General features: G+C 55.7%; 19 protein-coding genes. 7 read left to right on the top strand and 12 right to left on the bottom strand.

Annotated features, from left to right (window positions below; all coding sequences use genetic code 11):
* Positions 1-40: 40 nt before the first annotated feature.
* Positions 41-1,072 (top strand): DNA polymerase III subunit delta, encoded by a 1,032-nt coding sequence (gene holA, locus HED22_RS05540; RefSeq protein WP_167719968.1) that lies wholly within the window; start codon positions 41-43, stop codon positions 1,070-1,072.
* Positions 1,073-1,328: 256 nt separating this feature from the next.
* Here the strand turns inward: holA and HED22_RS05535 are convergent, their stop codons facing one another.
* From HED22_RS05535 to HED22_RS05485, 11 genes are all read right to left on the bottom strand, one after another.
* Complete coding sequence (locus HED22_RS05535) at positions 1,329-2,603, bottom strand: ParB/RepB/Spo0J family partition protein (protein WP_167719966.1); 1,275 nt, start codon at positions 2,601-2,603, stop codon at positions 1,329-1,331.
* The gene (locus HED22_RS05530) at positions 2,600-3,427 is read right to left on the bottom strand and encodes an AAA family ATPase (RefSeq protein ID WP_167719964.1); all 828 of its coding nucleotides are present in this window, start codon (positions 3,425-3,427) and stop codon (positions 2,600-2,602) included. Before HED22_RS05530 ends, HED22_RS05535 begins: the two co-directional genes overlap by 4 nt.
* Complete coding sequence (gene rsmG, locus HED22_RS05525) at positions 3,424-4,059, bottom strand: 16S rRNA (guanine(527)-N(7))-methyltransferase RsmG (RefSeq protein ID WP_167719962.1); 636 nt, start codon at positions 4,057-4,059, stop codon at positions 3,424-3,426. Before rsmG ends, HED22_RS05530 begins: the two co-directional genes overlap by 4 nt.
* A gap of 416 nt (positions 4,060-4,475) precedes the next feature.
* Complete coding sequence (gene mnmG, locus HED22_RS05520; RefSeq protein ID WP_167719960.1) at positions 4,476-6,377, bottom strand: tRNA uridine-5-carboxymethylaminomethyl(34) synthesis enzyme MnmG; 1,902 nt, start codon at positions 6,375-6,377, stop codon at positions 4,476-4,478.
* A 144-nt stretch (positions 6,378-6,521) separates the two neighbouring features.
* Positions 6,522-7,895: a tRNA uridine-5-carboxymethylaminomethyl(34) synthesis GTPase MnmE gene (gene mnmE, locus HED22_RS05515; RefSeq protein ID WP_167719958.1), complete on the bottom strand. Its 1,374-nt coding sequence runs from the start codon at positions 7,893-7,895 to the stop codon at positions 6,522-6,524.
* 166 nt (positions 7,896-8,061) lie between these two features.
* Positions 8,062-8,385, bottom strand: coding sequence for a ferredoxin (locus HED22_RS05510; RefSeq protein ID WP_167719956.1), 324 nt, complete (start codon positions 8,383-8,385; stop codon positions 8,062-8,064).
* Between the two features lie 14 nt (positions 8,386-8,399).
* Positions 8,400-8,660: a DUF6489 family protein gene (locus HED22_RS05505; RefSeq protein ID WP_167719954.1), complete on the bottom strand. Its 261-nt coding sequence runs from the start codon at positions 8,658-8,660 to the stop codon at positions 8,400-8,402.
* Positions 8,661-8,856: 196 nt separating this feature from the next.
* Entirely contained in the window at positions 8,857-9,642 is a 786-nt protein-coding gene (locus tag HED22_RS05500; protein WP_167719951.1) for an ABC transporter ATP-binding protein, read from the bottom strand.
* A complete protein-coding gene (locus tag HED22_RS05495; RefSeq protein ID WP_217701859.1) occupies positions 9,639-10,688 on the bottom strand; it encodes an iron ABC transporter permease in 1,050 nt (349 codons plus the stop codon). The genes HED22_RS05500 and HED22_RS05495 overlap by 4 nt, the downstream gene beginning before the upstream one ends.
* An 11-nt stretch (positions 10,689-10,699) precedes the next feature.
* Positions 10,700-11,806 (bottom strand): ABC transporter substrate-binding protein, encoded by a 1,107-nt coding sequence (locus HED22_RS05490; RefSeq protein WP_167719946.1) that lies wholly within the window; start codon positions 11,804-11,806, stop codon positions 10,700-10,702.
* Positions 11,807-11,933: 127 nt separating this feature from the next.
* Positions 11,934-12,341: a hypothetical protein gene (locus tag HED22_RS05485; RefSeq protein WP_167719944.1), complete on the bottom strand. Its 408-nt coding sequence runs from the start codon at positions 12,339-12,341 to the stop codon at positions 11,934-11,936.
* Positions 12,342-12,579: 238 nt separating this feature from the next.
* On the opposite strand from HED22_RS05485, the gene HED22_RS05480 reads away from it, so the two are divergent.
* The 3 genes from HED22_RS05480 (at position 12,580) to HED22_RS05470 (ending at position 15,630) form a co-directional block, all read left to right on the top strand.
* Positions 12,580-14,619 (top strand): thioredoxin domain-containing protein, encoded by a 2,040-nt coding sequence (locus HED22_RS05480; RefSeq protein ID WP_167719942.1) that lies wholly within the window; start codon positions 12,580-12,582, stop codon positions 14,617-14,619.
* Positions 14,620-14,621: 2 nt separating this feature from the next.
* Positions 14,622-15,119, top strand: a complete 498-nt coding sequence (locus HED22_RS05475; protein WP_167719940.1) for a methylated-DNA--[protein]-cysteine S-methyltransferase — start codon at positions 14,622-14,624, stop codon at positions 15,117-15,119.
* Positions 15,120-15,378: 259 nt separating this feature from the next.
* On the top strand, positions 15,379-15,630 hold the full coding sequence (locus tag HED22_RS05470; protein WP_167719938.1) for a hypothetical protein: 252 nt from the start codon (positions 15,379-15,381) through the stop codon (positions 15,628-15,630).
* A gap of 244 nt (positions 15,631-15,874) precedes the next feature.
* Here HED22_RS05470 and HED22_RS05465 read toward each other — a convergent pair whose 3' ends face one another.
* A complete protein-coding gene (locus tag HED22_RS05465) occupies positions 15,875-16,267 on the bottom strand; it encodes a VOC family protein (RefSeq protein WP_167719935.1) in 393 nt (130 codons plus the stop codon).
* A 222-nt stretch (positions 16,268-16,489) separates the two neighbouring features.
* Here HED22_RS05465 and HED22_RS05460 point away from each other — a divergent pair, with 222 nt between their 5' ends.
* From HED22_RS05460 to HED22_RS05450, 3 genes are all read left to right on the top strand, one after another.
* Entirely contained in the window at positions 16,490-17,464 is a 975-nt protein-coding gene (locus tag HED22_RS05460) for a quinone oxidoreductase (RefSeq protein WP_167719933.1), read from the top strand.
* 103 nt (positions 17,465-17,567) lie between these two features.
* On the top strand, positions 17,568-18,224 hold the full coding sequence (locus tag HED22_RS05455; RefSeq protein ID WP_167719931.1) for a 2OG-Fe(II) oxygenase: 657 nt from the start codon (positions 17,568-17,570) through the stop codon (positions 18,222-18,224).
* A 407-nt stretch (positions 18,225-18,631) separates the two neighbouring features.
* Positions 18,632-20,317, top strand: coding sequence for a right-handed parallel beta-helix repeat-containing protein (locus HED22_RS05450; RefSeq protein WP_167719929.1), 1,686 nt, complete (start codon positions 18,632-18,634; stop codon positions 20,315-20,317).
* Positions 20,318-20,376: the final 59 nt, after the last annotated feature.

Below are 20,376 nucleotides of genomic sequence, written 5' to 3'. Positions count from 1 at the left end.
TCTATTCGAACACCATACCCAAGGAACCACAAGGCGCATCATGAAGCTCAAGGCAGCACAGGTTGAAAACTTCTTGCGTGCCCCGGATGCGAAGGCGCAACTCGTTCTGATTTATGGCGAGGACGAAGGGCTTGTACGTGAACGTGCGATTCGTTTGGCCAAAACCGTGGTCGAGGACCTCAAGGATCCTTTCCGCGTCATTGAACTTGGCACCGCCCAACTGAAAGAAGATGCCGGCCGTCTGCGCGACGAAGCCGCAGCCATGAGTTTCGGCGGCGGACGGCGTGTCATCCGGCTCCGCGATGTCGGCGATGCACAGGCCCCGGTGATTGCCGATTTCCTTGGCGATCCTGCCGGCGATGCCTTGATTGTCATTGAGGCCGGAAGCCTCCCGACCCGTTCCAAACTGCGTCAGGCGGTTGAAAAGGCGGGCAACGGCATGGCCCTGCCCTGCTATGCCGACAGTGGCCGGGATATCGAAACCCTGATCCATTCTATCATGGAAGAACACAAACTGCGCATTGACCGCGACGCGACAAGCTATCTGGTCGCCAATCTCGGCTCTGACCGGATGATTTCGCGAAGCGAGCTTGAAAAACTTGCCCTCTATGCGCTTAAGGACGGTCAGGTCACCTTGGCTGACGCCATGGCCTGTGTTGGCGACAGTTCCGCGCGCCATTATGACGACGTCATTCAGGCGGTGTCACAGGGCAATGTCGTCAATCTTGATGCCGCGCTCACACGATTGGTTGAAGAAGGCCTCAACCCGGTCGGCGCGCTGCGCATGATGATCAGCTATTTTCAAAAACTGCATCTGGTCAAGGGCCAGGTGTCTCAAGGTGCCAATGCAGACCAGGCGATGAAATCACTTCGCCCGCCGCTGTTTTTCAAGGCCGCAGATCAGTTCCGCACTAATCTGAATAACTGGGCGGTCAACACCCTGCAGCGTGCCCTGCAAATCCTGCTAGAGGCCGAAAAGGATTGCAAAAGTGGTCTGGCGATCCCGGAAACCATCGCCCATCGCGCCATGATCAAGGTTGCGGTTGCCCGCCAGAAACAGGTTCGGCGCTAACCCCACCTAACATCCCGTTCCACCACACGCGCCGATTCGGCCCCGCACATTTCCGCCCCTACGCCAAGAAAACAGGCATGCCGCCGCAGTACGACATGCCTGTTCAAAGACCATAGCTTTTCAAAGTAGGACCGGATTGAGCCCTAGAGAATCCGCTTTACCTCAACCGACCCCCGACGCGCTTTCGCGTCTTCCTCTTTAAGCTTCTTGAGCTGATTGATCTTTTCGCGATCAAGATCCTTCATGCTGGTTTTGGTTACGGCTTTTTTCCGGTGCCATCTGTAACCTCCTTGATCACGCCTTCATCGACATCTTCCGGCGTGATTGCGGTATCGCCTGCAGTTTCCTCGATCAGATCGTCAAGCTCGTCCTCGCTGACTTCTTCGCTTTCGATCGGTTCATCACCTTCGGGGCCTTCGATGACGAAATCATCATCTTCGCTTTCCGGAAGGGTCGCATCGGCGATCGTTTCAAGCTCTGCGGTCAGATCATCCTCGTCGGAGTCGTCACCCTCATCCGAGTCGTCATCTTCGATAAACATCGAATCGAATTCGTTCTCATCGCCATCCGCTGTTTCGACCTCGCCCCCATCATCATCGCCAAGCTCGGTCGCCTTGCCATGGGTCAGGCGCTGCAGGATGTCATCAAGCTGCTCAAGCGTTTCATAGCGGATCGAGATTTTACCCGCCGCCCCGTCAAAGTCGATATTGACCGCCAACCCCAACATATTGCTAAGGTCACGCTCCAGAGACACTGTATCTGGGTCTTTTTCGGCCGATGCGCTACCAGACGACTTCTTCGGGCGTGATGCCTTGCCGCCATCAGTTTTCACAAGCTTCTCAGCCTGACGGACATTCAAACCCTTCTTGACGATCTGTCCGGCAAGCTCAACCGCGTTTTCAGCCCCCAAAAGCGCACGCGCGTGGCCAGAGCTCAGAACCTTGTCAGACAGCATTTGCTTGATCGGGGCCGGCAGACCCAGGAGGCGCAGGCTGTTGGCAATGTGGCTTCGGCTTTTGCCCAATGCCTGACCAAGTGCTTCCTGTGTGTGGGAAAACTCGCTCATCAGGCGGTTATAGCCTTCGGCTTCTTCCAGCGGTGACAGATCCTGACGCTGCAGGTTTTCGATCAGGGCAATTTCGGCCGTTTCGCGATCATCAAATTCGCGGACCAGAACTGGCACTTCATGAAGCTGTGCGCGCTGGGCTGCGCGCCAACGACGTTCACCGGCAATGATTTCATAGGTGGTTTCGCCGGTTGAAGACGCCCGCACCAGAATCGGCTGAATGATGCCCTTTTCGCGGATCGAGGCCGCCAGATCATCAATCGCGTCATCATCAAAATTGCTGCGCGGCTGAAACGGTGACGGTTTCAGATCGGTAATCGCAATATGCTGCGTCGTTCCGCCCGGGCCCGGATGGGCGACCTCGCCGGTATCATCACCGCTGGCGGCAACCGCGACATCCTCGTCCTCTTCGCCCAGAAGTGCAGACAGTCCCCTTCCCAAGCCGCGTTTTTTTGCTTCGCTCATGCTTTCACCCCTTCGCGTTTCAGGACTTCGCTCGCCAAATTCAAATAGGCCCGTGAACCCGGGCACTTCATGTCATAAACCAACACCGGTGCGCCGTGGCTGGGCGCTTCGGAAACGCGGACATTGCGCGGAATCACCGTGCGATAGACCACATCCCCGAAATAGTCGCGCACATCATTGGCAACCTGGGCTGACAGATTGTTACGCTTGTCATACATGGTGAGCACAATGCCCTGGATCTCAAGGTTCGGGTTGAATGCCTTTTTGACCCGCTTGATGGTCCGCACCAGGTGGCTGACGCCTTCAAGCGCAAAGAACTCGCACTGCAGCGGCACCAGAACCGCATCAGATGCCACCAGCGCGTTCAGGGTCAAAAGACCCAGCGACGGCGGGCAATCGATCAGGACGTAATCAACATCATTTGGCAGTTTGCCAAGCGATTCTTTCAGCTGCGTCTCGCGGCGTTCGAAATCGACCAGTTCAATCTCCGCCCCCGAAAGATCCATGCCTGACGGCACAATGCTCAGCCGCGGAATGCTGGTTTCCTTACGCGCCTCTTCGAGGGTATTTCCATTGATCAGCACATCATAGGAACTGATTTCGCGATCTGACGGCCGCAGGCCCAAGCCGGTGCTGGCATTGCCCTGCGGATCAAGGTCGACAATCAGCACGCGCTGGTTCACCGCCGCCAATGCGGTCGCCAGATTGATGGTCGTCGTGGTTTTGCCCACCCCGCCCTTCTGGTTGGCTACGGCGATGATACGCGGGCGATGCCCGACACCCTCTGATTTTGTCGAAAGCGGCAAATCAATAACATCCGTCACCGGCCCACTCCTTTTAAGATCATCACAACACCGTCCGGATCAACCAGACTGGCATGCGTGGTTACATCAAATGCCCAACCGGCATCGCGTGCGTCCGCCAGCTCATCCTCAAAGGCACGTCCCTTCAGCAGCACATAATGGCCACCGTCTTTCAAATGGCGCTGCCCCAACTCCAATAGCTTCGGCAAAGGGGCAAAGGCCCGCGCTGTAATCACGTCGGCCTGCCGCGGGGCGGCGGCTTCGATTCGCTCGCGGGCAATTTCAGTTTGGCCCAGCACACCGCATACCCGGGCGGCTTCCATCAGGAAGACCGTCTTCTTGGTGTTGGATTCCATCAGGGTGACGTTGGTGGCGCCAAGGATCGCCAAAACGATCCCCGGGAAGCCTGCCCCCGAGCCAAAATCAACAATCTTGCCGTTGGTCGCGACATCCTGAAGATGCGGCCAAAGCTGCGCGGAGTCCTGTAAATGACGTCCCCAAACGTCTTCGGCCGTGCTGGCGCCGACGATATTGATGCGCGGCTGCCACTTCACGACAAGGTCTGCATACTGGTTGAGCCGGTCCAATGTTTCACGTGAAACATTCAAATCCTGCTCAAACCATGTTTTTACGGGTGTGGAAATTGTCTGCATACTTGATTTATAGGCCGAGGCAAAAAAACACTCCAGTCTTGATTTTCGTCCTTTTGCATTTTTGGCTGTGTCGGATGCGATAAATCCCCTAAAAACGCATCGAATGTTTCACGTGAAACACTCACACACTCAAAACACATCGCCGCAGACCGAAAACACCACAGATTCGATGAACTTCACGCTTTGGCAAATGACACAACGGCGACTCCACGCTCCTGCCGGGCTAATAATCCCTGCGACTCGACAAAACGCTGTGATACCCCATAAAAAAAACCGGGCTTGCTTATCCACCTAACGACCTACCCTGCGCAAGCCCAAAAACAAAACGCCCGGCCAGTGGATTTGGCCGGGCGCTGTGAATTGGCTCAGACGCGTCCCGCTAGGGACACTATATATACTGTATGACCGAAACTCGGTCAGGCCGTCCTGCTGACCGCGCTGGTCTGATGCTTGTGGCTTTTGATATGGCCGAGCAATGCGGTGACCGCTGCCGGAGTGACCCCCGGGATCCGCGACGCCGCCCCAATAGTTTCTGGCTGGATTTCTTTTAGCTTGAGACGGATCTCAGCCGACAGCCCGCCGACCTTGTCGAAATCAAGACCGCGCGGCAGACGCAATTCCTCGTCCCGGCGGAAGGCCGCGATGTCCGCTGCCTGGCGATCGAGATAGCCTTTATACTGGGCATCAATCGACACCTGTTCCTTGATCGCCGGATCAAGCGCACCAAGCTGTGGCCAGACTTTGGTCAGGGTATCGAAATCAATATCCGGATAGGCCAGAAGGTCATAGGCCGACCGGCGCACGCCGTCCTGATTGATCCGGATATCAAACTTGGCCAGACCATTTGGCGTCTCGGTCAGTTCTGAGACTTCCGCCTTGGCCGCATTCAGAGCCGCCTTCTTGGCATCCCAAACCTGCGCACGGGTCGATGCGACACAGCCAATATCAAGACCGCGATCTGTCAGGCGCTGATCGGCGTTATCGGCGCGCAGCATCAGGCGATACTCGGCGCGCGAGGTAAACATGCGATACGGCTCGCGCGTGCCAAGGGTGACCAGATCATCAATCATCACCCCGATATAGGCATCGGCGCGATCCAGAACAAATTCACGTTCGCCACCGCCCGCGATGAGTGCGGCATTCACACCGGCGACAAGCCCCTGCCCGGCGGCTTCTTCATAGCCGGTCGTGCCATTGATCTGACCGGCAAAGAACAGCCCGGCGACCTTTTTGGTTTCGAGCGTATGGCGCAGCTCGCGCGGATCAACGAAGTCATATTCCACTGCATAGCCGGGACGGAAGATCTCGACCTTTTCCAGTCCCGGGATGGTGGCCAGCATGGCGAGCTGCACATCTTCAGGAAGCGAGGTTGAAATGCCGTTCGGATAGACGGTCGGGTCATCAAGGCCTTCGGGTTCGAGGAAAATCTGATGCTGATTTTTCTCGGCAAAGCGCACGACCTTGTCTTCGATTGATGGGCAATAGCGCGGACCGCTGCTTTGGATTTTGCCGCTATACATCGGCGCGCGATCCAGATTGGCGCGAATGATTTCGTGGGTCGCCTCGGTCGTCCAGGTCAAATGACACGGGATCTGCGGCACGGTGATTTCTTTGGTCAGGAAGGAAAACGGCTCTGGCGGGGTGTCGCCCGGCTGTTCCTGCAAGCTGGCCCAATCGATGGTCCGGCCATCCAGACGCGCAGGCGTGCCGGTTTTAAGCCGTCCTAATCGGAAATCATATTTTGCCAGCGTGTCCGAAAGGCCCGTTGCCGGGGCATCGCCCATACGACCGGCCGGTTCGGATTTCTCGCCAATGTGAATAAGCCCATTAAGGAACGTGCCGGTGGTCAATACCACCGCACCGGCCATGTATTCGGTCCCGTCGCCAGTGATGACACCCTTGACCCGGTTATTGTCATCAACGATCAGGTCTTCAACGCCACCTTCCAGGATGGTGAGGTTTTCCTGTTCGGCCAGGATATCCTGCACTGCCTGACGATAAAGCTTGCGATCTGCCTGCGCACGCGGGCCACGAACCGCCGGCCCCTTGGAGCGATTGAGCATGCGGAACTGAATACCGGCACGGTCAATTGCACGGCCCATGACACCGTCAAGCGCATCGACTTCGCGCACCATATGCCCCTTGCCCAGACCACCGATGGCCGGGTTGCACGACATTTCCCCGATGCGATCCGCACGGTGCGTAACCAGTGCCGTGGATGCCCCCATGCGCGCAGCAGCCGCTGCGGCATCACACCCGGCATGGCCACCGCCCACCACGATCACGTCAAAACGGTTATTTGGCACGTTCTGTGACATCGACTTCCTCACTCAATCCCCGCTGCTTATCGCGCGGCGGGCGTGAACCTTGTTTGGTTCGAATAGGCATATATGGTCAAGCTTGTGACGAATGTTTCACGTGAAACATTGGCAGGGTTCAAGTCTAACGACTCTTCCCTAACTCTATTTGCCGATACAGAAGTCCCCGAAGATAATATCGAGCAAGTCTTCCACATCGACGCGTCCGGTAATCTTGCCGATTTCGCGAACAGCAAGGCGTACATCCTCTGCTGCCAATTCTGCGATATCGGTCTGCAATCCGCGATCCAGATGATCGCTGGCACTTTCAAGTGCCCGCCGATGGCGCAGCCGTGTCAACGGCACGGGCCCGGCGAAATCGAGCCCCTCTTTTACGCGAGTCTCCAGCAGTTGCAAGAGGCTTTCCATCCCCTGCCCGGTCATGGCCGATATGGCCAAAACGGGAAGCTCCAGCGCCTGACCGTCTGCCGAGGTTCCCTGCCAGCTTGCCGGGATGTCCCTGGCATCGGTCGCATCGACCTTGTTGATCAGGATCAGTGTCTTGTCATCGATCAGGCGCGCGGCCTCCGGATCGATGTTCGGCCAGTCATTGCGATCAATCACCACCAAACGCAGATCAGCATTTTCGGCCCGCTCGGTCGCGCGGCGCACCCCTTCGGATTCGATGACATCACCGCTTTCGCGCAGGCCTGCGGTATCGACCATGGTCACCGGGAAGCCGCCCAGATCCAGATGGACCTCGATCATGTCGCGCGTGGTGCCGGCAATCTCGGAGACAATCGCGGCATCGCGCTGTGCGAGACGGTTCAGCAGGCTTGATTTACCGGCATTGGGCGCACCGAGGATAACAATCTGAAACCCTTCGCGCAGGCGTTCGCCGCGGCGGTTATCGGCCAGATGGCGTTTGACCGCGTCATTCACACTGCGCAAATCGCCATGCACCACCGGCACGATGCCGTCTGGCAGGTCTTCGTCGGGGAAATCAATATCGGCCTCGATATGGGCAAGCGCCTTCATCAGGCGCGCACGCCAGCCTTCATAGAGCGTACCCAACTCACCGGCCATCTGGCGCACAGCCTGACGGCGCTGGGCGGCGGTTTCGGCATCAATCAGATCAGCGATGCCTTCGGCAGAGGTCAGGTCCATCTTGCCGTTTTCAAAGGCACGTCTGGTATATTCGCCGGGTTCGGCCACACGCAGACCATCCTGACGCGACAGGCAATCGAGCACCCCTTCAACCACGGCCCGCCCGCCATGGACATGCAGCTCAACCACGTCTTCACCGGTAAAGCTTGCCGGGCCCTGGAAATAGATCGCCACCGCATCATCAAGCCGCTCATCCGATTGCGGATCGCGGATCGGGGCATAGATCGCATGGCGGGCTTTGGGCATGGTATCGCGACCCAGCAAAGCACACAGCACCGCACCCGACCGTGGCCCGGACAACCGGATCACGGCAACACCGGCGCGGCCTGCGCCGGACGACAGGGCAAAAATGGTTTCTCGGCTGGCAATCATGTTGGGTCCGTCAGTTTGAATGCGCGTTTGCTTGGCCTGAGGATATCGTTCAGACAGCGGCAAAGGTCAACATATCGCAGAAAATAACCAACAGGGCTTTAATGAAAGCACGCATGAAAAAACCGGCCAGCGATATATGCGTGGCCGGTTTTTTGGTCTCACTCGCCTATTGATCGGGCGTAAGCTGCAATCGTTCGACGACCTGCCCGCCGATCAGATGATCATTCAAGATCGCCTCGATGTCTTCCATCGTCTCGTAGCGATACCAGGTGCCTTCGGGATAAACCACCATCACCGGGCCCAGTTCGCAGCGATCAAGGCAGCCTGCGGTATTGATCCGCGTCATTGGCAGGCCCAATTCCTTGGCACGCACCTTCATGTAATTGCGAAGCTTGGTGGCCCCTTTGGATTGGCAACATCCGCGTTCATGGCCCGCGGGGCGTTCGTTCTGGCACACAAAGACATGTGCCTGATAGTAATGTTCACGCATGGTATCGGATCTGCCTAGCCTTTATCCTTGTCACCGGTGCCACCGGTGCCTGCATTGAACTGGCCCCAGAAGGCTTTCTGAAGCTGTTCCCAGTTCTGAATGCCCTGCGGCAGCCAGGTGTTGAGCATGGTTTCCGGATCCATCGCCGCCAGATTGGCTTTCATGCGGTCTTCGATATCTTGCATCATCGCCTTTTGCATCGGCTGAACATCAGGAAGACCAAAGAAGACCCGTGCCTCTTCCGGGGTGCAATCAATATTCACGGTTACTTTCATGGCCCTGATCTCCTCATGCGCTTTTTGTTCGCGTTATCGCTGTCTGTTTGTCGCCATTATGACGGGGAATGGCAACATCTCAATCACAAAGCGCGCAGAGATCCGACAGCCGGATACAAAAATCCCGGCAGATTTGCAAAAATAGATCGCCCGGATGCCCTTAAATCGGCAAAACTCCGATGTCCAAAACCGTGCGTCAGGCTGTGGCCCGCGCCAGCGGCGCAATCACCGGTCGCCCCCCCGGGCGTGCCACAAGGTCCACATCAAGCCCATAGCACCTGCGGATGTTTTCAACAGAAAGCACATTCTCGGGCGCATCCTGATGGATAAGCCGACCATCATGGATCAGGACAAGCTGATCGGCATATTGCATGGCGATGTTGAGATCATGAATGGCCATCAGGGCAAGGGCGTTGTGGCGCACGACATAGCGTTTCAACAGCATCAGCACCGAAATCTGATGGGACATATCGAGCGCACTGGTCGCCTCATCAAGCACAAGCAATCCCGGCTGACGCACCAGACGTTGCGCCAAAAGGACAAGCTGCTGCTGCCCGCCCGAAAGGGTCGTCATGCAGCGCGACGCCAGATGGGACAATGACAATTCCGCCAGAATATCGGTGGCACGCGCAATATCGCTTTGCGACACCCGCCAGCCCAGCCGCTCATGCGTGCCCAAAAGCACAGTTTCAAGCACCGTCAAGGCAGCCGAGACCTTACACGATTGCGGCATATAGCCGACATCGGCACTTTCGGGCCGCCGCCCATACCCGGAGCCAGCCCCAGAACCAGACCAAGTTACCGTCCCTGAAAAGCCCGATTGCCCGGCCACGGCCGAAAGAAGCGTTGATTTGCCCGCCCCGTTGGGACCGATCACACCGACCACCTGCCCGGTGGTCAGAGAACAACTTACACCCGACAGAATATCCGTGCCTGAACGCCGGACATGCAGATCATCGATGGCAAGGGTTTGCGTTTTCATGAGGACCGCCTTTTACGTGCGTAAATAACCAGAAACAGCATGGGAATGCCCGCCACCGCGGTGATGATGCCAACAGGAATAACCCCGCCCGGCGAGATCAGCTTGCCAAACACCGATGCACTGGCAAGGATCACCGCCCCCACCATGGCCGACAGCGGAATGGCAAAGCGATGGTCTTCGCCAACCAGTGCCTTGGCGACATGCGGGGCAACAAGCCCGACAAAGCCGATGGTGCCGACAAAACTGACGGCCGCGGCTGTTAAAAGCGCAATCAGCACAAAGCTGCGCCGACGCAATCGACCAACCGAAATGCCCAGACTTGCCGCATTGGCATCGCCCAAACGCAAAACGGTCAGTTTCCAGGTATCGTGTAAAATGAAGGGCAAACAGGCCAATGCCACCAGGCTGGTCACCGTCACACTGGTCCAGTTGGCTTTCAACAAGCTGCCAAACAGCCAGAAAACGATCTGCTGCAGGATTTCCGGCGAGGCAAGATATTGCAAAAGCGATTGTAGCGACTGGAACAGAAACAGCACGCCAATCCCGCACAAAACAAGGATTTCCGGCGTTTCGCCCAGCGCGTGCACCATGCCATAGACAATCACACAGGCCAAAATCGTCATGGCAAAGGCGGCAATCGGCGTGATGAGATATTCCGGCAACGGCAAAGCCGCCCCGAACATGATGGATAATGCTGCCCCGAACCCGGCAGCGGCCGAAAAGCCCAGCGTAAAGGGGCTGGCCAGCGGGTTATCAAGGATCGTCTGCATCTGAAGCCCGGCAATGCCAAGGCACATGCCCACAATCACCGCCATCAGGCTTTGCGGCATGCGCAAATACCAGATGATGGTCGCTGTGGCGCGGTCCGCACCATCCGGCCCGGCCAGAACGGCATCAATGACGTCTGACAGCGGCATGCCAGATGGCCCGATCGACAGATCAAGAATGACCAGCCACAGCATCACGACAAGGGCGGTGACCATGGCAATGGCGCGCTTGAAGGCCATGCGTCGATACCCGGCAATGTGCCGGGTATCGAATGCCACTATTTCGCTGCTCATTGCCCGACAGGAACGTACCGGGCAACAAACACACCATCCGGCGCAATCGGCAGCCAGTCGGCATAGAATGCTTCAAGCTCCTTGAGCGGATGGACATCGGCAAAGCTGTCAGGATAGAGCGCCTTGGCAACCATGCGCATATAGACGAAATCCGAAAGTGTCCGCGCACCACCATGGTAAAGCGCATAGATCTCGCCGTTTTTAACCGCCGGCAGGTCCGACCAACCCGGACGGGTCAGGTACGCCGCCATCCGTTCATTGACCAGTTTGGGGTCGGCACCAAAGCCAACCGGCACCGCACCGGGCGACCCCAGCCATTCAGAACCGGCAAGGAAAATGACGTCCGGCTTGTTGGCCAGAACATATTCCGGGTTCAGCGGACCCCAGTTTTCGATCTGACCATTGGCGATATTGTCCCCGCCGAGCGTATCGATCAGACCACCCCACATGCCATTGGCATAGCTATTGCCGATTTCAGACGGACCATTTTTGGCCAGTTCGACATAGACTTTCTTGCGCGCAGCGCTGGATTCCCCGACCCGTTTAAGCGTGTCGTTGTAATAGGATTGATAAAGTTCTGCGAGCTTCTCTGCCCGGTCTTCGGTGCCCATGGCCTTGCCAAGTGCACGGGTCGAGGCCAGGTGACGTTCCAGCGTCTGGGCATTGTAGTCAATCACCAGAACCGGAATACCGGCCTGTTCGATCTGCTCGACATTCTGACCAAGGGCGCGGTATTGCCAGGCGGCCATGATCGCCAGATCCGGACGGGTGGCGATGGCGGCCTCGATTGAGAACGTCCCGCCCTCGGTATCGCCAACGTCGGTCATCTGATCAATTTCGGGGAATTTGGCGACATAGGCTTCGTATTGTTTGGGACGCCATCCCTTCCAGACCGGGCGAGAGATCGCAACAACACGATCAAGCGCATCGTCGCCGGCAATCGCCATAAAGTCTTCGAAGTTAAAACCAAGCATCACCCGTTCTGCGGGCTTTTCAAGGGTAATGGTGCGGCCTTCAACGTCGGTGATTTCAATTTCGGCCTGTGCCTGGGTCGCGCCAAACAGCGCAATCGCACCAATGGCAACTTTCGCAAAGAATTTCATTGTCGTTTTCCTGATAGGATTTTCTCATCACCATGACCTTGCCACTGGAATCTGTGCTGCGAACCAAGCGCGCAGCAGCAATCTCCGTGGGATCACGGTCTTTTCGTGCACTCGCAAAAAGCGGGATTCACCCGATCAGGACGGGCGGTGCACGCGGAGAGATATCCTGGAAAACAGGTTCTGCGAGATAAACGGGTTCCTGTGCCTTGGGAAAGACAATCCTGGCATAGGGATCACGGACCTTAAGCCCGGGCTCTGGCGCTGGCAGAACGATAGAGGAAATAATACGACAGGCCGGGCAATCCTGCGTCAGACCGGATGCCGGTTCGTCATCTGTGCCTGTCGGGTATGCGGCAGAGCAAATGAACGGGATCGATCCGTCTGGCAGGGCATAAGAGGCAAGATCAAGCTTCCCTGCCCCGTTGCCCTGCGGAAACTGCGGGACCAGATGAGCAAACCCCACCAGAACAAGCGCCAACGCACAAAGCGCGCGGACGACATTGCCTGCCAGAGGATTTTTGAACTTGCTCGTCACAATAAGCTGATCTCGAAAGTTTGACGCATTCGGGCTTTTTCAATCAATCGCGCGTCATTTGCCATGATTTATCGCAAATGTGTCAACGATCATCAAGAATTAGTGAAATTTGCCCCCTAACAACCTCCGATGACTTGTTATTTTGTCCACGATCTCTAGGCTTGGTGACAACAAACAGCCATGAACTCAAAAACAGCCTAGCCACATAACCAATTGGCGTTCGGGCACAGGACACAAAATGGAACTCGCGCGCAACAACCTCGGTTCGGAAACAAGCCCCTATCTTCTTCAGCATCGCGACAATCCGGTGCATTGGCAGCCCTGGAGCAACGAAATCCTTGCCGCCGCAAAGGCTGCGAACAAGCCGATCCTGCTGTCGGTCGGTTATGCGGCGTGCCATTGGTGCCATGTCATGGCCCATGAAAGCTTTGAAGACGCTGAAATGGCCGGGTTGATGAACGAGCTTTTCATCAATATCAAGCTCGACCGTGAAGAACGCCCGGACCTTGATGCGCTGTATCAGAATGCGCTCGCCCTTCTGGGGCAACAGGGCGGTTGGCCGCTGACCATGTTCCTGACACCGGATGGCGAACCGTTCTGGGGCGGGACCTATTTCCCCAAGGAAGCGCGCTATGGCCGACCGGGATTTGGTGATGTGCTTAAAACTGTGGCGAAAATCTATGCCGAAAAGCCCGATGATGTGCGCCACAATGTCAGCCAGATTTCCAATGCGCTGATGAAGATGAACCGGGCGACAGTCGGCACGATCCCGACCCTTGAGATGATTGATCGCTGCGGCCATGGCTGTTTGCAGATCATGGACGGGGAAAATGGCGGTACGTCAGGTGCACCAAAGTTCCCGCAGCCCAGCCTGCTGTCCTTTATCTGGCGGACCGGTGTTCGCACCGATGACGACGAACTTAAACGCATCGTCAAACACAGCCTTGATCGCATGTGTCAGGGCGGGATTTATGATCATCTGGGCGGCGGGTTTGCCCGCTATGCGGTTGATGATCAGTGGCTGGTGCCGCATTTCGAAAAGATGCTGTATGACAATGCCCAGCTGATTGATGTTCTGTGCGATGTCTGGCGCGTTGATGCCAATCCGCTTTATGCCAAGCGGGTCGAGGAAACCATTGGCTGGATCTTGCGCGAAATGCGCATTCCCGGTGGCGCCTTTACCGCAAGCCTTGATGCCGACAGCGAAGGCGTCGAAGGCAAGTTTTATGTCTGGTCCGAGGATGAGATTGACACCATCCTTGGCGCCGATGCCGACCTGTTCAAGAAATTCTACGACGTTTCCAAGGGCGGCAACTGGGAAGGCCACACGATCCTGAACCGCACGGCGTCGGGCTTGGGTCTTTCTGATGAAACAACCGAAGCAAAACTGGCGGAGCTTCGCACCAAGCTTTTGTCTGAGCGCGCCAAACGCATTCGTCCGGGCTGGGATGACAAGGCGCTGACCGACTGGAACGCCATGACGATTGCCGCCTTTGCCGAGGCCGCCATGACCTTCCACCGTGCGGACTGGCTGGATTATGCCAAGCTTGCCTACAGCTTTGTCACCAATACCCTGATGCAGGGTGACCGCTTCCTGCACAGCTATCGCGATGGCCGGGTCCAGCATGCCGGGATGCTTGAAGATTACGCGCATATGATCCGCGCGGCGCTCAGACTTTATGAATGCTTTGGCGAGGATGCCTATCTTAACGAGGCCATCAGCTGGTCGGCGACGGTCGAAACCCTGTTTGCCGATGCGCAGGGCGGCTATTTCCAGTCAGCTTCTGATGCCAGCGACCTGATGATCCGCCAGAAACCGTTCATGGATAATGCCGTGCCGTCGGGCAATGCGATCATGGCGCAAAACCTGGCCAAGCTTTATGCCCTGACCGGGGATACCCAATATCGCGACCAGGCCGAAATCACGCTTTCGGCCTTTGCCGGGCGGATTGGCGAACAGTTCCCCAACATGCCGGGCCTTATGATGGCGGCTGAAATGCTGCAAAACCCGGTACAGATCGTTTTGATCGCCAAGGATCGCAGCCAGACCTATCTGGAAATGCGCCGGGCGATTTTTGGCGCTTATCTGCCAAACCGGGCGATCACCATCCTGTCTGACGGCGATCCCCTGCCCGATGGCCATCCGGCCCAAGGCAAAACCGCGATTGAGGGCAAGGAAACCGCCTATGTCTGTCAGGGGCCGGTTTGCTCTGCGCCGGTAACAAATGCCGCCGATCTGACCAAGCTGCTGGCCGAACTGCCAGCCAAGGTCGCCTAGCCATGGCGCAAATCTCTCTCAACAGCCCGGTCGGTGCAATTACGGTTTTCGCCTTTGAAGATCAAATCGTTGCGCTTGATTGGGGATTTGTTGACGAAATTGAAAGCACAGCCGTGCTTGAGGAAGCCAAAAAGCAGCTGGCGGCCTATTTCGCTGGCACGCTGGATCGCTTTGATTTGCCACTTGCGCCAGATGGCACCGATTTTCAAAAAACCGTCTGGCAGGCGATGTGCGACATCCCGATGGGCAAGACCGCGACCTATAAGGAGTTGGCCGAAAGCGCCGGATCGCCCAAGGCGTTTCAATCGGTCGGCACGGCGTGCGGCCTTAATCCGATCCCGATCATCATTCCCTGCCACCGCGTTCTGGCATCAAACAACAAACCCGGCGGCTATTCCGGCCAGGGCGGGCTTGAAACCAAGCGCACGCTTTTAAAGATCGAAGGAGTGGACCTCCCGCTACCCGGCGATCAGGGCGATCTTTATCTTTTTACGTTTTGAATCATAAATTTAGGTACCCGCATTCACAGGTCTGAATATTTTGTTTCTTCTGACAAAACGGATCTTATAAGTAGAAATATTACTTTAATACAAATTATGATTGAAAATATTCAACCATTACGATAATTATAAATTTCTAATTTTTGGGGTTTGAAACGCACCCCCTATAAGCGTTGTCATTGCAACCACAAACTGCAATATGTCGTGCACAACATTCAAATATCATTGAAAATCTGACCCATTACAGGAGAAGTATTCGATGCCTATTGTAGCACTCTCACCAAAAAAATCCGTCGAACTTAGCGAATGCAAAGATCGTGATCCGATGGCAGAGACATCAATCTCCAACAATACGGACAAAGTCGCAAAATATGTGATCAGCTATGACGATATGCCACTCTCTGTTCAGCACACATTGAAAGCACACCAATCTGTTACGATGTGCTCACCGGCAGGTACGATCACAAATGACGGTGACGTTGAACTTATAGTAGAAACACCAGGACTATAGTCCTTTCGAAAAGCATCACACCGTATGAGTTTTCTAATTTCGACAAGGTTTGGCCAGTAGCACTCAGCGCTGCTGAGATATCTACTGGCCACACTCAAAGTTCCGGGTGACAAGCCTTACGCCTATTTCAGGCAAGGCGCGCTTGAAACCAAACGCGCGCTTTTAAAGATCGAAGGGGTGGGTCTCCCCTGCCGAGCGATCAGGGCGATCTGTTACTTTAGCCCTGTTTTTCAAGAGGTTAATCTTAGCTTCCGGCGTAGCACACGGCCTGCAGCTTGTTACCATCCGGATCTCGGACATAGGCGGCATAGTAGTTCGGGCCATAATGCGTACGCAGGCCGGGTTTGCCCTCATCCATGCCACCAAGTTCAAGGGCAGCGGCGTGAAAGGCATCGACCTGATCGCGGCTATCCGCAACAAACGCAACATGGGTGCCATTGCCCCAGGTTGCAGGGCGTCCATCAGCAGGCGTGTAGATATAAATCGTTGGCATCTGCCCATCACGCTCATAGGCCAATGGCTTTTCCGGCGGTTTTGGCAAACGCGCAAAGCCAATCGCCCCCAGCACGGCATCGTAAAACATCGCAGAGCGGGCCTTGTCATTGGTTCCGAACGTGATGTGACTGATGACCGTCATGGGTGATTCTCTCCGACCTGAGCTGAGGCATTTCATGCAAGGACATCAACTGTAGCAAATTCCGGTGACAGGATATGTCAGGAGCAAGGGTTTTGTTTCTCTGCCCCTGTTGTGACCGGTTGAGACTCAGCTGATTTGCCCTGCTGCAAAAATCCTCTATCTGCCCTACACTCGGCCCATTGACGAAACATGCGTTCCAAAACGCAAACAGGGAGGTCATTCATGACCAAAGCATTCCGATTTTACGAGACCGGCGGCAGTGATGTCCTGAAATTTGAAGATGTTGATGTCGGCACCCCGGGCGAGGGCGAAGTCCGCCTGACGCAAAAGGCGGTTGGGCTCAATTATATCGATATCTATTTCCGTTCCGGGGTTTATCCCGCCCCCAGCATGCCGTCCGGCCTTGGCCTTGAAGGCGCCGGGATCATTGAGGAAGTCGGCCCGGGTGTGGCAGATCTCGCCGTGGGTGATCGCGTGGCTTATGCCGCACAGCCGCTTGGCGCCTATGCCGAGGCCCGCGTGATGCCGGCCAAGGGGCTGGTGAAAATCCCCGATGATGTCAGTTTCGAACTGGCCGCAGCCGCGATGTTGCAGGGCATGACCGCGCAATATCTTCTGCGCCGGACCTATGAGGTCAAAAAGGGCGATACCATCCTGATCCACGCCGCGGCAGGTGGTGTTGGCCAGATCGTTTGCCAGTGGGCCAAGCATCTTGGTGCGACCGTGATCGGGACTGTGGGCTCCAAGGAAAAGGCCGAGATTGCCAAGGCCAAGGGTTGTGACTATCCGATCCTGTACCGCGAAGAAGTGGTTTCCGAACGGGTCAAGGAAATCACCAATGGCCAAGGTGTTGAAGTTGTTTATGATTCGGTTGGCAAAGACACCTTTGATGATTCGCTTAAATGCCTGAAACGTCTGGGCATGATGGTCAGTTTCGGTCAGTCATCGGGGGCAGTACCGCCGGTATCGCTGGCCCAGCTGGCACCGGGTGCTTATTTCCTGACCCGTCCAAGCATCTTCCACTACAACGCCACCCGTGAAGAGCTTCTGGCCAGTGCCGGTGAGCTGTTTGACGTCCTGAAATCGGGCATCGTCACGATTGATATCACCGCGACCTACCCGCTGGCGGATGCCCCAAAAGCCCATGACGACCTTGAAAGCCGCAAAACCAACGGTTCCATCGTCTTTACCGTCTAGGTCGCAAAGCGCCTGATGAAAAAAGACTAGGAAGCGTCACATAAAAGCCGATAGATTGCGCTATCGGCTTTTATTTTTGCCTTCGCATATCGGAATCTCTGTAATGTCTGTTTCAAAAGTTCAACAATCTGTCATTGCCGCGTTCAAGTCGGCAAAAACCTATCAGGATCCCTATCAACACTGGATTCTTGAAGACGTTTTGCCAGAAGGCATGGCAGAAGCCGTTTGCGCTCTTCCGATTGATGCACCTTTTCTCGAAGTCGATGATGCCGGCACGCGTGAAGCCAACAATTCAAGCCGTCGCTACTTTGATCAGGAAAACATTGCGAAGTTCGAGGCCGCCAACGATATCGCGCAGGCCTTCCATTCCCGCGAGGTTGTCGACACGGTCGAGGAAGTGTTTGGTGCTGATCTGAGTGATTCGCGCATTCGACTGGAATTTGCGCAGGATCGCGATGGTTTCTGGCTGCAGCCGCATACCGATATCGGCGTAAAGCGCTTTACCATGTTGCTGTATCTTTCAGACGAACCGGGTCACGAGAAACTGGGTACCGATATCTACAGGGATGCCGAAACCCACGTTGGTGCATCCCCGTTCAAGCCGAATTCTGCCCTGATCTTTGTCCCAGCCGACAATACCTGGCACGGGTTTGAAAAGCGTACCATTCCCGGGATCCGAAAATCGCTGATCATCAACTATGTCACGCCTGACTGGCGCGCAGTTGAACAGCTGCCGTTCCCCGACACTTATGTGAAATAGTGCTCGGCAGGCACCAAACAATCAATAATCTGCCTGGTTTACTTATCTTCACGGCGAAACCACGGCTTTGGCTCATTTGACAGTCAATCCATCCACCAACCAGCCTTCATTCAAAGGTTTTCAAACACACGCAAAGGCAGGGAAATTTCCCTGCCTTTTTTGCTGCTGTTGCAGCGCTGGAGAAATCATCGCGATCCGGAAAATGATAACTTTCCGGAAATTGATAAAAGACCGCGCTTGACCCCATTTTACCCCAGCCTTAATTTTCCTCGTAATTTCAAGTAGATGACGGAAAGCCACGCTGCCTGTCATTGGATGTGCACCATCCTCGGCCCCCATATTCGCCAAGCATTCCGGTATGGAATCTTATGCACATGCCTTCGCGTTAAATCAAACGGGGTAAGTTTATGAAAAACTTCCTGCCGGGCATTTTGCTCGTAACGGCAGTTGCAGTATTTGGCCCTACCCCGGCGGTTGCGCAGCAAACTGACAATAAATGGGGCGCGCATATCGACCTTGAAGGCAAGGTCGGCACAGATCGCAACCTTGGCGAAACCGACCTGTTTATTCCGCTTTGGCAAGACGACACCACGCTGGCCTTTGGCAGCATCCGGACGCGGATGGATGACAATAACAGCCGCGAAGGCAATTTCGGCATCGGCATCCGCCAGATGCAGCAAAACGGATGGAACATTGGGGGGTATGGCTATTTTGATCGCCGTCGCTCCCCCTATGGCAATCATTTCAACCAGGCGACATTTGGCCTTGAAGCCCTGTCACGCGATATCGATGTTCGGGTGAATGGCTATGTGCCGCTTGGCAAACGGATCAGGCAGGTCGATGCGCTTAATGATGTCAGCATATCGGGCACGTCCGTCATGTTTGTTGGCGGCGAAGAACGTAGCCTTGGCGGGTTTGATGCCGAAGTTGGCTGGCGCGCACCCGTTTTTGCCCCGGATGCCGGGCAACAATTACGCCTGTACCTTGGTGGATATCGCTTTGCCGACGGGGATGTTCCCCAAGTTCAGGGACCGCGCGGGCGACTTGATCTGACTTTTGATGAGGTGCCCCGGCTTTGGGCTGGTTCCCGGTTAAGTCTTGGGGCGGAAATCCAGCATGATTCGCCGCGCGGCACACAGGCCTTTGCCTCCATCCGGTTGCGCATTCCGCTTTATGGCGGCGACAAAAAATCCAGGCTTTCGGTACAGGAACGCCGCATGACGGCACCGATCATCCGCGATATTGATGTTGTGACCCAGGCTGGCGCCTTTGGAACACCCGAAACCGCAACAACACTGGACGGGGATGACATCAAACTGCTTGATTCCAGCAGCACATCAGACCTTGTCAACGCCATTACCAATGCCGGTTCTGATGCAACGGTCATGTTGTCGGGCAGTTTCAACACAACCAATGAAGTTACGGTCCAGTCCGGTCAGACGATTGTTGGCGGCGGTACCATGACGGTGAAAAGCCCATCAGGCCGTACCGCCACCCTGTCGTTGCCGTCCGCAACGGTTACCGGCTCCTTTAGCGGGGCCACCGGAAACGCTGTGTTCCAGATGGCTGACAACAGTACGCTTAAGAACGTGACGATTGATCTGACAAGTACCAACGGCACGTCGCAGGCCATTGACATTGCCAATGTTAGCAACGTCACGATCAGCAACAACACCATCACGTCCAGATCAGCAACCGCCGGCTTTGCTGCGCGCGGCATCATTTCCAATACCGTCAGCAATGTGACAATCGAAAACAATACAGTGAAGGTTACAGGCGATAACCACGACGCATCCGGCATTTTTATCAATGGTGCTTCGACCAGCAACACCATTGATAACAACAAGATAACGGTGTCCTCGGGTTCGAACTTTGCGTTCGGTATCTCGCTTGGTGCCAATGCGGAAACTGTCATCAGCAACAACACCTTTTCCTCAACCGGCGGCGGACTTTCCAATGCGTCGATCAGCATGAATGACAGCACGATCCTTGCCGGATCGACCGGTAATGTCCGCACAAACAATGAGGCCTGCCGGACGACAGGTACAAATACCGGCAGCGCCAGCTTCACCGATGCATCGACCTGCCCGTAACAGGGTTGCGGATCCAAAAAGCTGTTTGAAAGCTAAGTGTCAGAACTGAAATGGATGGG

The organism is Thalassospira sp. HF15, assembly GCF_011806525.1.
Lineage (GTDB): Bacteria > Pseudomonadota > Alphaproteobacteria > Rhodospirillales > Thalassospiraceae > Thalassospira.
This window is presented reverse-complemented; position numbering and strand designations above follow the sequence as displayed.